12 protein-coding genes are annotated in these 13449 nt (G+C 62.2%); 11 read left to right on the top strand and 1 reads right to left on the bottom strand.

Features of this window, described 5'->3' with window-relative positions; translation table 11 throughout:
- Nucleotides 1-9: 9 nt before the first annotated feature.
- From CWB41_RS08570 to CWB41_RS08600, 7 genes are all read left to right on the top strand, one after another.
- Nucleotides 10-1605: a pyruvate, phosphate dikinase gene (locus tag CWB41_RS08570; protein WP_115834685.1), complete on the top strand. Its 1596-nt coding sequence runs from the start codon at nucleotides 10-12 to the stop codon at nucleotides 1603-1605.
- Between the two features lie 117 nt (nucleotides 1606-1722).
- A complete protein-coding gene (ydfG, locus tag CWB41_RS08575) occupies nucleotides 1723-2484 on the top strand; it encodes a bifunctional NADP-dependent 3-hydroxy acid dehydrogenase/3-hydroxypropionate dehydrogenase YdfG (protein ID WP_115834684.1) in 762 nt (253 codons plus the stop codon).
- An 89-nt stretch (nucleotides 2485-2573) separates the two neighbouring features.
- Nucleotides 2574-3035, top strand: coding sequence for a YybH family protein (locus CWB41_RS08580; RefSeq protein ID WP_115834683.1), 462 nt, complete (start codon nucleotides 2574-2576; stop codon nucleotides 3033-3035).
- Nucleotides 3036-3146: 111 nt separating this feature from the next.
- Nucleotides 3147-5003, top strand: coding sequence for a PAS domain-containing sensor histidine kinase (locus CWB41_RS08585; protein ID WP_245411092.1), 1857 nt, complete (start codon nucleotides 3147-3149; stop codon nucleotides 5001-5003).
- On the top strand, nucleotides 4993-5613 hold the full coding sequence (gene fixJ, locus CWB41_RS08590; RefSeq protein WP_115834682.1) for a response regulator FixJ: 621 nt from the start codon (nucleotides 4993-4995) through the stop codon (nucleotides 5611-5613). Before CWB41_RS08585 ends, fixJ begins: the two co-directional genes overlap by 11 nt.
- A 112-nt stretch (nucleotides 5614-5725) precedes the next feature.
- A complete protein-coding gene (locus CWB41_RS08595) occupies nucleotides 5726-6103 on the top strand; it encodes a response regulator transcription factor (RefSeq protein WP_245411091.1) in 378 nt (125 codons plus the stop codon).
- 122 nt (nucleotides 6104-6225) lie between these two features.
- A complete protein-coding gene (locus CWB41_RS08600; protein ID WP_115834681.1) occupies nucleotides 6226-6897 on the top strand; it encodes a helix-turn-helix domain-containing protein in 672 nt (223 codons plus the stop codon).
- A gap of 75 nt (nucleotides 6898-6972) precedes the next feature.
- On the opposite strand, the gene CWB41_RS08605 is transcribed toward CWB41_RS08600, so the two are convergent.
- Entirely contained in the window at nucleotides 6973-7380 is a 408-nt protein-coding gene (locus CWB41_RS08605; protein WP_115834680.1) for a hypothetical protein, read from the bottom strand.
- A 128-nt stretch (nucleotides 7381-7508) separates the two neighbouring features.
- Here CWB41_RS08605 and CWB41_RS08610 point away from each other — a divergent pair, with 128 nt between their 5' ends.
- The 4 genes from CWB41_RS08610 to fabI all read left to right on the top strand — a co-directional run bounded on the left by CWB41_RS08610 (nucleotide 7509) and on the right by fabI (nucleotide 12846).
- Complete coding sequence (locus CWB41_RS08610) at nucleotides 7509-9317, top strand: alpha/beta fold hydrolase (protein ID WP_115834679.1); 1809 nt, start codon at nucleotides 7509-7511, stop codon at nucleotides 9315-9317.
- 12 nt (nucleotides 9318-9329) lie between these two features.
- A complete protein-coding gene (locus CWB41_RS08615; RefSeq protein WP_245411090.1) occupies nucleotides 9330-10757 on the top strand; it encodes a bifunctional enoyl-CoA hydratase/phosphate acetyltransferase in 1428 nt (475 codons plus the stop codon).
- 2 nt (nucleotides 10758-10759) lie between these two features.
- Nucleotides 10760-11956: an acetate/propionate family kinase gene (locus tag CWB41_RS08620; RefSeq protein WP_115834678.1), complete on the top strand. Its 1197-nt coding sequence runs from the start codon at nucleotides 10760-10762 to the stop codon at nucleotides 11954-11956.
- A gap of 89 nt (nucleotides 11957-12045) precedes the next feature.
- Entirely contained in the window at nucleotides 12046-12846 is an 801-nt protein-coding gene (gene fabI, locus CWB41_RS08625) for an enoyl-ACP reductase FabI (RefSeq protein WP_115834677.1), read from the top strand.
- Nucleotides 12847-13449: the final 603 nt, after the last annotated feature.

Raw genomic sequence — 13449 nt, forward strand, 5'->3', positions numbered from 1 at the left:
GGTGTGTCCATGAAAGTTCTCCTTATCGGCGACGGTGCGGCCAAGCTCTATCCGGCGGATGTCGTCGGCGCCAAGGCGGCCAATCTCGCGCATATGGCGGCGCTCGGGCTGCCGGTTCCGCCCGCCTTTGTTCTGCCCATCGAACTTTGTGCCGCAATCACCAGGGGCGAGGCGGGCGCCAGGCAGAAGCTGGCGGAAGGGTTGGACGAAGGCATTGCCTTTCTCGAACACGCGACGGGCAAGGCATTCGGCGACCGCCGCCATCCGTTGCTCGTTTCGGTCCGCTCGGGCGCCGCGCGCTCCATGCCCGGCATGCTCGATACGGTGCTCGATGTCGGCTGTACGCCTGGCGCCGTCCGCGGCCTCATCCGCGCGACGGGCAACCCGCATTTCGCCTACGATTGCCGGCGCCGCTTTCTCGAAAGCTATGGCAGCGTCGTGCTCGGCATCGCCGACGAGGCGTTCGCGGCGCCGCTCAAGACCCTGCTCGCCGCCGAGGGGGTGACGCAGGAACAGGACCTGGATAGCGAAGCTCTGGAACGGCTTGCCGCGACCCATCAGCAAACCATCGAGGAAGCACGAAGCGTCGCCGCCGACGATCCGCGTCAGGATCTCCGCGCTGCGGCCGAGGCGGTTTATCTGTCATGGATGAGCGAGCGGGCGCGCACCTATCGCAAGATCGAGCATTTCGAAGATCTGCAAGGCACGGCGGTCACGGTTCAGGCCATGATCTTCGGCAATCATAATGCCCGCTCGGGCGCGGGCGTCGCCTTTTCGCGCGATCCATCGACCGGACGGGCCGAGCCGGTCATCGATGTGCTGTTTGCCTCGCAGGGCGAGGATGTCGTCTCCGGGCGGCGCAATCCCGATACGGAGGAGGCGATCGCCCGTCTGCTTCCGGAAGTCGACAGTACCCTGCGCGCGGCGTTGCAGACCTTGGAGCGCGAGTTCCGTGACGTTCAGGATGTCGAGTTCACTATCGAAGACGGGAAACTGTGGCTGTTGCAGACCCGCGCCGCGAAACGCACGCCCGATGCGGCCGTCCGGTTCGCGATCGATTTCGTCAAGGAGGGGCTCATCACCCCCGCTGAAGCCTTGCGCCGCATCGCCGGCGTCGATCTGCAGGCTCTGGCACGCAAGACGCTGGTCGGCGTCGGCACGCCTGTGGGGCAGGGCAAGGGAGCATCGACCGGCATCGCCATAGGCCGGGTTGCTTTTGATTCGGCGAGCGCGATGCGGCTGGCGGAGACTGGCGAGCCAGTGATCCTGGTCCGGCCCAATATCAACACGGCGGATGTCGGCGGCTTTGCGGCGTGTGCGGGCATTCTGGCGGCCGTCGGCGGCCGCACCGCCCATGCGGCGCTGGTGGCCCGCCAATTGGGAAAGCCCTGCATTGTCGGCTGCGCCGCGCTTGAGGTCGATCCCGCGCGGCAAAAGGCGCGGCTCGCCGGCCGCGATCTTCGCGAAGGCGACTGGCTTTCCCTCGATGGCGAATCGGGTCAGGTTTTCCTCGGCAAGGGCGAGGTTGCGGTCGAGACGCCGCAGGCCGAACTGGCGGAAATCAGCCGCTGGAAACAGGCTGAGACGGCTCAGCCCGCCGCCTGATCCATTGCCGACGTCCCGTCTTGCGGAGGCGGCACCAGCCGGTTAAGCCGTTGCGCAAATGTGGTGCGGGACTTTTGGACCGCAGCTAAGATGCCGCCACCCGTATACGAGGGATTCATGATCATTTTTGTAACCGGCGCGACCTCCGGTTTTGGCGCTGCGATCGCGCGGCGCTTCGCGAAAGATGGCCACAAGATCGTCGCAACGGGCCGGCGTGAGGACCGGCTGACGGCGCTGGCCGACGAACTCGGCCACGATCACGTTTATCCGATCGTTTTCGATATACGCGACCTCGCGGCGGTGGAGCGGGCGTTCGCGGATCTTCCCGCCGCCTTCGCCGAGATCGACGTGCTCGTGAACAACGCCGGCCTCGCGCTCGGCCTCGAACCCGCCCACAAGGCCAACCTCGACGATTGGGAGGTAATGGTCGACACCAATGTGAAGGGGCTGCTCTATGCGACCCGCGCCGCGCTGCCGGGGATGGTCGCGCGCAATCGCGGCCATGTCATCAATCTCGGCTCGATTGCGGCGACCTACCCCTATCCCGGCGGCAATGTTTATGGCGCGACCAAAGCCTTCGTGCGCCAGTTCTCACTGAATTTGCGCGCCGACCTTCTCGGCACGCGCGTGCGTGTCACCGACATCGAGCCGGGGCTTGTTGGCGGAACGGAATTCTCGACGCGGCGCTTTCACGGCGATAGCGCGCGGGCGGAAAAGCTCTATGAAGGCGCGGATGCGCTCACGCCGGAGGACATCGCTGAGGCCGTCCATTGGGTCGCCACGCTGCCGGCGCGCGTCAATATCAACGCGATCGAGATGATGCCGGTCACGCAGGCTTTCGGGCCGCTTCCGGTGCATCGCGAGCCCGGCGCGACCTAGACGCCGTCGCTTATCACCGCAACGTGAATGCGCTTTCGTTTTCCCGCAGCCTCGCGCGCGCTTTAATGCGCATCTCGGGAGATATAGACATGAAAGTGGCAATCCTCGCCCTGGCGATGATCCTGCCCTGCACCTGTGCGCAGGCGGCGGAAGTTACGGAGGCGGATTTGCTCCACGCGGCGGTGGACCTCGGCCATCGCTACGATGCGAATTATGCCGCAAAAAATCCCGCCGCCATGGCCGCGCTCTACGCCGACGACGGGGTGCTGGTCTCTCCGGCGGGCGCGATCATCCGCGGCCGCGATGCGCTTAAAGTCTATTATGCCAAACGGTTCGCGTCCGGCGCCTACGGACATGCGATCAAGGTGCTTGAGGTGCATGTGCAGGGCGACGGGGGCTATGGCGTCGCCGAATTCTCCGTCAACGCGCCGCATGGCAAAGGACAGTTCCGCCGCGAACAGGGGCACATCGTGGCGATCTATGCGCGCGACGCCGACGGATGGCATTTGCGGCTCGTCGAGCCGAGCATTCCCGAAGCGGCCGGCAAATAAGGCCGCTTAAGCAAGCCTGCCCGAGCGGGGAGCCGTGCCGGCGCGTGCCGGTTTCTTGCCGCCTGCGGCTGCGCTATAAGCCACGCGACGGATTGGCGATGAGGAGCGGTAATGGCGCGGGATAGCGCGGCGGAGGCGATGTCGAGCGAGGATCGCCTCGACGCGCTCGAAGCCGGCGGTGTTGGCACCTGGCGATGGGACGCGGCGGCAAGCACTGTCCATCTGTCGCCGCGTGCCTGTGCGCTGGTCGGCGCGCAGGACATCCTTGTTCCCTATCCCGACTTCCTGGCTTTGCTTCACCCTGAGGATCGCGCGGCCTTCGACCTTTCCTTCCGTGGCATCCATTCGCCCGAGGTCGGCTGGGAAGCCGACGTTCGCCTCGTGCAGCACGCCTTCGTGCGCTGGCGGCGGATGCGCGGACGCGCCGGGGGTGCGGGTTTTGCGGGCATCATTATCGATATCCGCGCGCCGACCGACGAAACGATTGCGCGGCTTGCTGCAATCGCCGCCGCGTCCGACGATGCCATCATCGGCACTACCCTTGAGGGGATCATCACCGAATGGAATCGTGGTGCTGAGGCGATTTTCGGCTATCCGCAGGACGAGATCATCGGTGCGCCGATTTCCGTTCTTCTGTTGCCGGACGCGCAGGAGGAGCACAACGGCCTTTTCGGTCGCGTGAAAAATGGCGAGAAAATCGAGCATTTCGAAACCCGGCAACAGCGCAAGGACGGCACGCTGATCGATATCTCGTTGACCCTGTCGCCGCTTCGCGATGCCGAGGGGCGGCTTGTCGGCGTCTCCAAGGTTGCGCGTGACATTACCGATATTAAACATTCGCAGAGCGCGCTGGCCGAGCGCGAGGCGCATTTACAATCGGTGCTCGATACCGTTCCCGATGCGATGATCGTCATCGATACGCGGGGAACCATCCAGTCCTTCAGCATCGCCGCCGAGCGGCTTTTCGGCTACAGGGCGGCCGAGACGATCGGCAAAAATGTCAATATTCTGATGCCGACACCGTATCATGAACAGCACGACGATCATCTCGATCGTTATTTGCGGACGGGCGAGCGCCACATTATCGGCATCCGCCGCATTGTCGTCGGACGCCATAGGGACGGCGCGACCTTTCCGATCGAGCTTTCGGTCGGTGAAGTCAATTCCGGGGGGCGCCGTTTCTTCACCGGCTTCATTCGTGATCTCACCGAGCGTCGGCAGGCAGAACGGCGGCTGCAGGAGTTGCAGTCGGAACTCATCCATATGTCGCGTTTCACGGCGCTCGGCGAAATGGCGTCGACGCTGGCGCATGAGCTGAACCAGCCGCTGACAGCGATTGCCAATTACCTCAAGGGCAGTCGCCGGTTGCTGGACTCGGGTCAGAGCGATGCCGTTCCCAAGATAAGCGAGGCGCTGGAACGCGCCGCCGAGCAGGCCCTGCGCGCCGGGCAAATCATCCGCCAGTTGCGCGAGTTCGTTGCCCGTGGCGAGAGCGATCGCCAGATCGAAAACCTGCCGCGCCTGATCGAGGAGGCGAGCGCACTGGCGCTGGTCGGGGTGCGTGAGTTGGGCGTGCACGTCGCCTTCGATCTCGACCCTCGGGCAACATCCGTTCTCGCCTCGAAAATTCAGGTCGAGCAGGTGCTGCTGAATCTGATGCGCAATGCCGTCGAAGCCATGCAGGAAACCGATCGGCGCTTATTGACAGTCTCCACGCGCAGACTTGACAATGAAACGGTGAGGATCGATGTGGCTGATACAGGGCCCGGTATCGCACCCGAGATCGCGGCCCAGCTCTTTCAGCCTTTCATCACGACCAAGCGGCACGGCATGGGGGTAGGACTCTCGATCTCGCGGACCATCATCGAAGCGCATGGCGGCCGGCTCTGGGCGGAGTCAAATCCCGGCGGCGGAACCATCTTCCGGCTGACGCTTAAGATCTTCGACGAGGAGAGCGATGCCGAGTAACGCGGTGGTGCATCTCATCGACGATGACGGGGCGGTGCGTCATTCCCTCGCTTTCGTCCTGACGGCGGCGGGCCATGCGGTGCGCGTCTATGAATCGGGCAGCGCCTTCCTTGCCGCCCTCCAGACGCTGCAGCCGGGCTGTATCGTCAGCGATGTCCGCATGCCGGGAGTCGACGGGCTGGAACTCCTGCGCAAATTGCGCGAGCTTGGCGTCGATATGCCGGTCATCATCATCACCGGTCACGCCGATGTGCCTCTGGCGGTCGGGGCGATGAAGGCCGGCGCCAGCGATTTCATCGAGAAGCCGTTTGATGACGAGACGCTGCTTCGCGCCATCCGTATCGCGCTCGAGTCCTACGAGGCGAGCAGCGATCGCGATGCCGAACGGGCGGAGATCCGCGGCAGGCTCAATTCCCTCACGCCGCGCGAACGCGAGGTTCTCGACGGGCTGCTGGCGGGCTATCCCAACAAGACCATCGCCTACGACCTGAAGCTCAGCCCCCGCACCGTCGAAGTGCATCGTGGCAACGTCATGGCCAAGATGGGCGCGACGAGCCTCTCCAGCCTCGTGCGGATGGCGCTTACAGCGAAAGTGCTGCCGACCGATTAAATTTGCGGCCGGCCTTCACCATCAATCCCAAACAGTCTCTCCCCCGCGACCTTGCGCTACATCAAGGCGGTCTTGCCTCCAAAGTTGCCCGATGGTGGAAGCCGGAGACGAGATGATGAGCACAGAGGAGAAGGATGTTGTTTTCGTCCTCGACGATGATGAAGCGGTGCGCGAATCGCTCAAGTTCTCCCTGGAGCTTGAGGGATACGCGGTGCGCACCTGCGCCGAAGGCCATGAATTATTGAAACACCCGGACCTCGCTCGCGCGCGCTGCCTCATTCTCGATTACCGGATGCCGCGGATGGACGGATTCGAAGTTCTTGACTGCCTTGTGGCGCAGCGCGTCGGCGTGCCCGTCATCCTTATAACAAGCAATGCCAGCGATGCCCTGCGCCGTCGCGCCGAGCGTGTCGGCGTCCACCAGGTGCTGGAGAAGCCGCTGTCCGACGGTGCGCTGATGGAGAATATCCAGAGCCTTCTGAGCAGCTAAATTTTAGTGAAATTTGCGCGATTCTCCAGGTGATTACGTATAATCCCGTAGGGAGCTAACACAATATCCGGCCGCGGTTGCAGTCACTAGCCTGACCCTCGTTGAATTTGTGGGAGGGTCGCATGACTATTCAGTTCGCTCATCGTTTGGATCGCGAGCCCGTTGCAGGGCAGGTAAAGTTCGTCGAGCCGCGCGAGAGCGTTCTGGGCTTGGCCGGGTCGGTTCAGAATTTCGCACAGGATCGCGAGATTTACGCCGAGGGCGGCGCGGCCGAGACGTTTTATAAAGTTGTGTCGGGCGTCGTGCGCACGTGCAAATTCCTCAGCGACGGGCGCCGCCAGATCGACGCTTTTTATCAGGCGGGCGACATTTTCGGGATCGAGGGCGAGTCGCTGCACAGCCTTTCGGCCGAAGCCGTCTCCGATTGCACCGTGATTTCCTATCGCCGGCGTGGCGCCGATGTGACCACCGCAGGTGGCCAGATCGCCGACCAACTCTTCGAACATCTCATGCATCGGCTGGCGCGGGCGCAAGAACATGCGCTTTTGCTCGGCCGGCGTAGCGCGGTCGAAAAGGTCGCCGCCTTCCTTGTCGATTGGGCCGATTACTCCGCGGACCATCGTTCGGTCAGCCTGGCGATGACGCGCCAGGACATCGCGGATTATCTCGGCCTGACCATCGAAACCGTTTCGCGCACGCTATCGCACCTTGAGCGTGAAAAGCTGATCGAAATGCCCTCAGCGCGGCAGATTCGCCTGAGGAATCTCGAAGCGCTGCGGGATTTTAACGCTTAGACTCGGCAATTGGTCATCTCAAGTTTTCGGCACGCGCCGAAACTGGTTACCCAGTCTCGGCGTAGCACCCAAGCCCTAGTGTTCATCGGCCGGCGCATTCGGTGCCACGTTGCCGAGGCCGTTGCGATAATTGCAGGCACAAAGCGAAAGCAGGCCCCAGCTATAATTGCGCCAGATGTCGGTCAATTGCCGTGTTTGGTTGACGACCTGTTCGGTCTGCGCGTGAAGATTATCGAGATAGCCCGACAAGGCAGCCTCCGGTTTTTCACTCACCTTCGGCAGAAGAAAAGCCTTCGATGCCTGGCTCGTTTCAAGCCGGAACAGTTCCGTCTGGCTTTCGAGGACGCTGCGCCAGGTTTTGCAGGTCAGCTCATTGAAATCCGAAAAGAACGTCGCGGCCTGCTTCTGCGCGTCGGCCAGATGAAACGGCAGATCAGTTCGGATGGTAGAAAGTTCAGCCGTAATTTTTGTCGGGTCAACCATGGAATCCTCCTCGCGCGAATTTACTTTCGTAAGAAAGACACGATGGGACGGTAGGGTGTTTGATATTTATCAATTATTCTTTCGTTTCAGGTACTAATCATTGCTCTTGGCGATGCTGGAGTCTGGCGATGTCGGAAGTCGTAAATTTGGCGCAGAAGAGAGCTCCCGTGGATCCCGAGGCGTTGAATGCGGCGCCCGCTGCTATTGCGCTCCAGCATGATAAGGCCCCCGACTCGACTGCGTCTGAAGATATTCCGGAAGACCATGTCGATCGGCTTCTGCATGCGCGCGAGGCGCCGTTAACATCGTCGCTCTCCTACATCTCCTTACTGCTTGCCTATCTCGATTGGTCTTTGCATCTGGCCAATTCCCCTGGCCGTAGGGTGACTTTGGCGCAGGATGCCGCGCATAAATGGATGCAGCTCTTCACGCCATCCCAATGGGACGCACCCGCGCCGGGGGATCGCCGCTTCAGCAATGAAAGCTGGAATCATTCGCCGTTCAATTTCTTTGCCCAAGCAACCGTCCTCGGCGAGGAATGGTGGCGCGCCGCGACCGCCGCTATGCCGGGCGTCGCCAGGCAGCATAGCAATATCGTCGCCTTCGCCGCCCGCCAGGTGCTCGACCTTCTGTCGCCGTCGAATTCGCCGCTCACAAACCCCGAGGTCATCAAGACGACCGCCGAGGAATTCGGGTTTAATTTCATTCGCGGCGGCCACAATTTTTTCGAGGATCTGCAGCGCCTCGCCGAGCATAAATCGCTTGATGATATGGACGGCTTTGAAGTCGGCAAAAATCTTGCGGTCACGCCGGGAAAGGTCGTGCTGCGGACCGAGCTGATGGAATTGATCCAATATTCGCCGACGACACCATCGGTGCGGCCGGAGCCGATTCTTGTCGTGCCGGCATGGATCATGAAGTATTACATCCTCGATCTCTCACCCAACAATTCGTTCGTTCGTTATCTTGTCGCGCAGGGGTTCACCGTCTTTTGCGTCTCCTGGCGTAATCCGGGGGCCGAGCTGCGCAATACGTCCCTCGACGATTATCGCCGCCTCGGCGTGATGGCGGCGCTTGATGCGGTGACGGCGATTTGCGGTGCTAAGAAAATTCACGGCGTCGGCTATTGCCTGGGCGGTACATTGCTCTCGATCGCCGCGGCGGCGATGGCGCGCGATGGCGACGAACGGCTCGCGACCGTCACCATGCTGGCGGCGCAGACGGATTTCACCGAAGCGGGCGAATTGCAGCTCTTCACCGATGAGAGCCAGCTCGCGCTTCTCGACGATGTGATGTGGCAGCAAGGTTTTCTCGACAGCACGCAGATGGCCGGCGCCTTTCAGGTTCTGCGTTCGAACGAACTCATCTGGTCGCGGCTCATCAAGACTTATCTGCTTGGCGAACGCGAAAAGCCGTTCGATCTCATGGCCTGGAACGCCGATGCGACCCGTATGCCCTACCGCATGCATTCGGAATATCTGCACGCGATGTTTCTGCACAATGACCTCGCCGAAGGGCGTTTCAGGGTCGGCGGCGAACCAATTGCGATCTCCGCGATCGGCGTGCCGATTTTCGCGGTGACGACCGAAACGGATCACGTCGCGCCCTGGCGCTCGGTCTACAAGATCAATCTGCTCAATGAGGGCGACATCACCTTCGTGTTGACCTCCGGCGGCCATAACGCCGGCATCGTCAGCGAGCCGGGGCATCGGAACCGGCGATTCCGCCTCGCGCATCGTCCGGCGCATGGGCGGTTCGTCTCGCCGGAAGAATGGAAAGCGGCGGCAACGCAATACGAGGGGTCCTGGTGGCCAAATCTTGTTGATTGGCTTGCCAAATATTCAAGCGAGCCTGTAGTGCCACCCAGCCTGGCTGCGCCGGACCGGGGCTATCCGGCGATCTGTGACGCGCCGGGAACCTATGTGCGGGAAATGTGAGCGGGGGCAGGCATGAATTTCAATCCACCGCCCGTGCAGATGATCGAGAATCGCACGTTCGATGAAATCGCGGTCGGCGATCAGGCGAGCGTCGCGAAGACAGTTTCGCAGCAGGATATCGATTTGTTCGCCATCGTCTCGGGCGATGTTAATCCCGCGCACCTCGATCCCGCTTATGCGCAGACCGACATGTTTCATCGCGTCATTGCGCATGGCATGCTGAGCGCCGGGCTCATCTCCAATGTGCTCGGCACAAAATTGCCCGGACCGGGGACGATCTACCTCGGCCAGGACCTTCGCTTCACAGCGCCCGTCGATATCGGCGATACGATCACCGCGACTTTGACGGTCGCCGAGAAGCATCCCGAGAAGGGCGACCTCGTCCTCGACTGCTCCTGCACGAACCAAAAGGGCCGTGTCGTCATCAGCGGCAAGGCCTTCGTGCGCGCGCCGCGAGAAAAGGTGCGCCGCCCGCGCGTCGAATTGCCGGAAGTGCAGATTTCCCGGCACGATCGTTTCCGGGCGTTGATGGCCGCTGCCGCGGGACACGCGCCTGTGGCGACGGCCGTCGCCTATCCTTGCGACGCCAACTCAGTCGGCGCTGCGGCCGAAGCCGCCCAGGCGGGCCTCATCGCGCCGATTCTCGTCGGGCCGAAGGACAAAATCCTGGCGGCCGCGGCCGAGGCCAAGGTGGATATTTCGGCTTTCCGCATCGTCGATGCGGCGCGCAGTGCAGATGCTGCAGCGGCGGCCGTGGCCCTTGTTAAAAACGGTGAGGCCAAGCTTCTGATGAAGGGCTCGTTGCACACCGACGAGCTTTTGCATGCGGTACTGGCGCCGGGCAGCACGCTGCGCACGGACCGGCGATTGAGCCATGTCTATCTTCTGGACGTTCCGACCTATCCGCGTCCGCTGCTGGTGACGGATGCCGCCGTCAATATCGCGCCGACGCTCGAAGAGAAGGCCGACATCGTTCAAAACGCCGTCGACCTCGCGCATGTCATGGGCGTGGCGGAGCCAAAGGTCGCGGTGCTTTCGGCGGTCGAGACGGTCAGTCCCAAATTGCAATCGGCTCTCGATGCGGCGGCGCTCAGTAAAATGGCGGAGCGCGGCCAGATTACGGGTGCGATCGTCGACGGACCGCTCGCGTTCGACAATGCGGTGAGCGCCGCTGCGGCGGCGGAGAAGGGCATCGTCTCCAGGGTTGCGGGTCAGGCGGACATTCTTGTCGTGCCCGATCTCGAGTCCGGCAATATCCTCGCCAAGCAATTGATCTATCTCGCCCGTGCCGATGCCGCCGGCATCGTACTCGGCGCCAGCGTGCCGATCATTCTGACCAGCCGGGCCGACGCCGAGCGCACGCGCATGGCTTCCTGCGCGCTTGCGGTTCTCATTGCGCATGGCGGCGCTGTCGCGACACCTTCGGCACCAGGGGCCTGAGCGTGGCGGACGCGGTCCTCACCCTCAATGCCGGCTCGTCGAGCATCAAGTTCTCGCTCTTCAGACTCGCGGACTCCGAGAATTTCGAGCTTTTCGCCAAGGGCGAGATCGAAGAGATCGAAAGCAATGCGCCGCATTTATTTTCGGTCGATGCCAAGGGCGCGCCGCTCAGCGATCGCAAATGGGACCGGGCGGCGGGATTTGACGAGCTGCTCGGTGCGCTTATCGAACGGGCCGAGACGCATCTTGGGCAGGATAAACTGTTCGCCATCGGCCATCGCGTCGTCCACGGCGGCCCGAAACATTACCGGCCAGAGCGGGTCACGCCGGAACTCCTCGACGAACTCGATAAATTGACGCCCCTCGCGCCATTGCACGAACCGCATAGTCTCGCACCGATCCGTGCGATCCTCGCGGCACGCCCGGAGCTGCCGCAGGTCGCCTGTTTCGATACGGCTTTCCATCATACGGTGCCGATGGTCGCAAAGCGCTTTGCGCTGCCGCCGGAATACGAGGCCGAGGGCGTGCGGCGCTATGGCTTCCACGGGCTGTCCTATGAATATATCGCCGGCCGGATCAGCGTCCTGGCACCGCATCTGGCGGCAGGTCGCGTCATTGCCGCCCATCTCGGCAATGGTGCGAGCCTCTGCGCGATGAAAGCCGGCCGCAGCGTCGAGATGACAACGGGCTTCACGGCGCTCGACGGCCTTGTAATGGGCACGCGTTGCGGCGCTCTCGATCCTGGCGTGATCCTCTATATGGGGCAGCAGCGCGGGCTGAACCCAAAACAAATCGAGGATATTCTCTATCGCCGCTCCGGCCTTCTCGGCGTCTCGGGGATTTCGAGCGATATGCGCACGCTCGAAGCCAGCGACGATCCGCGTGCGAAGGAAGCCATCGATCTCTTTGTCTATCGGATCGTGCGCGAAATCGGCGCGCTGACAAGTTCGCTCGGTGGTCTCGATGGTCTCATATTCACCGCGGGCATCGGCGAACATTCGCCGCAAATTCGCGCGCGCGTTTGCGCCGGGGTGGAATGGCTCGGCGTGAAGCTCGATCTTGAGGCAAATCACAGGAACGCAATACATATCGGCGATAAGCAAAGCCGCGTCGCAGTCTGGGCGATCCCGACCGACGAGGAAGTGATGATCGCGCGACATACGCGCGACACGGTTGGCGCTCCCGCGCCCGCTCTCTAAAGGGTGGAAAAATGCAGGAGAAGAGCTCCGGTTCGCGCCGGGGCGTTTTGGCCTGCGGCCCGCTGGAGCGAGAGTGCAAAGGATCAGGAATGACGCACGCGACCCCATTAACGCAGCCCGCGCCCCTCGTAGATCTGCGCGGCAAGCATGGACTTGTCATCGGTATCGCCAATGAGCACAGCATTGCCGCCGGCTGCGCCGAGGCTTTCGCACGGACAGGCGCGCGCCTCGCCGCGACCTATCTCAATGCCAAGGCTGAACCCTTCGTCCGAGCTGTCACCGACCGGCTGGACTGCGACCTGGTGCTACCCTGCGACGTGCGGGAGCCGGGCCAGCTTGAGGCCGTCTTCGAGGCCGTAAAAGAAAAATGGGGCCGGCTCGATTTCCTGCTTCATTCGATCGCCTTCGCACCGGAGGCCGATTTGCATAGCCGGGTGACCGATTGCTCCATGGAGGGCTTCGACGTCGCGATGAACATTTCCTGCTATTCCTTCATCCGCATGGCCCACCTTGCCGAGCCTTTGATGCAGGATGGCGGCTGCCTGCTCGGCGTGACCTTCTACGGCTCCGAGCGGGTGGTGGAGCATTATAACTTGATGGGGCCGGTCAAGGCCGCGCTTGAAAGTTCTATGCGCTATGTCGCTGCCGAGCTTGGGCCGAAGGGCATTCGCGCGCATGCGATTTCGCCGGGGCCCATTCGGACGCGCGCGGCGAGCGGCATCGATCGGTTCGACGAACTCCTCGAGGAAGCGGCGGCCCGGGCGCCGGAGCATCATATCGTCGAGATCGAGGACGTTGGAAACCTGGCCGCCTTCCTCGTCAGCGATGCGGCGGAGCGGATCACAGGGACGATCATTCCGGTCGATGGCGGCGCGCATTTATCCGCGTGAAGTGCGCCGCGAGTCTCGGCGAATGCTTGCGTTTCCCCTCGCATAGGTTGCAAACGCGCAACAGTGCGCGGCAAAATGCGCCTCCTCGCAGCCGAAAGCGCATTTGCGCGTTCTCTGTGCATGACATTTGTGCCTATCGTTTTCATGCGGCGTTCCGCACCACCAACGACACGGAGGTGGAGCATGATAGACCCAAAGACAAATTCGCCCGTTCTCCTGGCTCTACAAGAGGTTGCGGCCTCTGCGACGGAGATGGCCGAAATGCAGCGGCGGCGTTTTTCGCATCTTCTCGGCGTTTGGAAAGAACCGCGGGACCTGCGTGTGCAAGTCGCTTTGGTGGCGCTGGAAGACCGGCGGATGGCGGCGCGCAGGAAAATTCTCGAAGAATTATATCGGCTGGACCGGCTTCACTAAGCATCGGCCGAACATCAAGGCTACGCAAGCGTAGATGCGCGGTGGGCACCGCGCAGGGATGTTATGCAGGCTAACTGGCTCTCGGCTGTCTTAACGGCCGGGAGCTTTTGTTTCCGGTACTACGATCGCGAAAATATCGCCAGGTGCTGCGCGGCTTGCGGCCTCCAAGCTGTCAGCCGAAACGACTTT

Origin of the sequence: Methylovirgula ligni (genome assembly GCF_004135935.1) — a bacterium.
Taxonomy (GTDB): domain Bacteria; phylum Pseudomonadota; class Alphaproteobacteria; order Rhizobiales; family Beijerinckiaceae; genus Methylovirgula; species Methylovirgula ligni.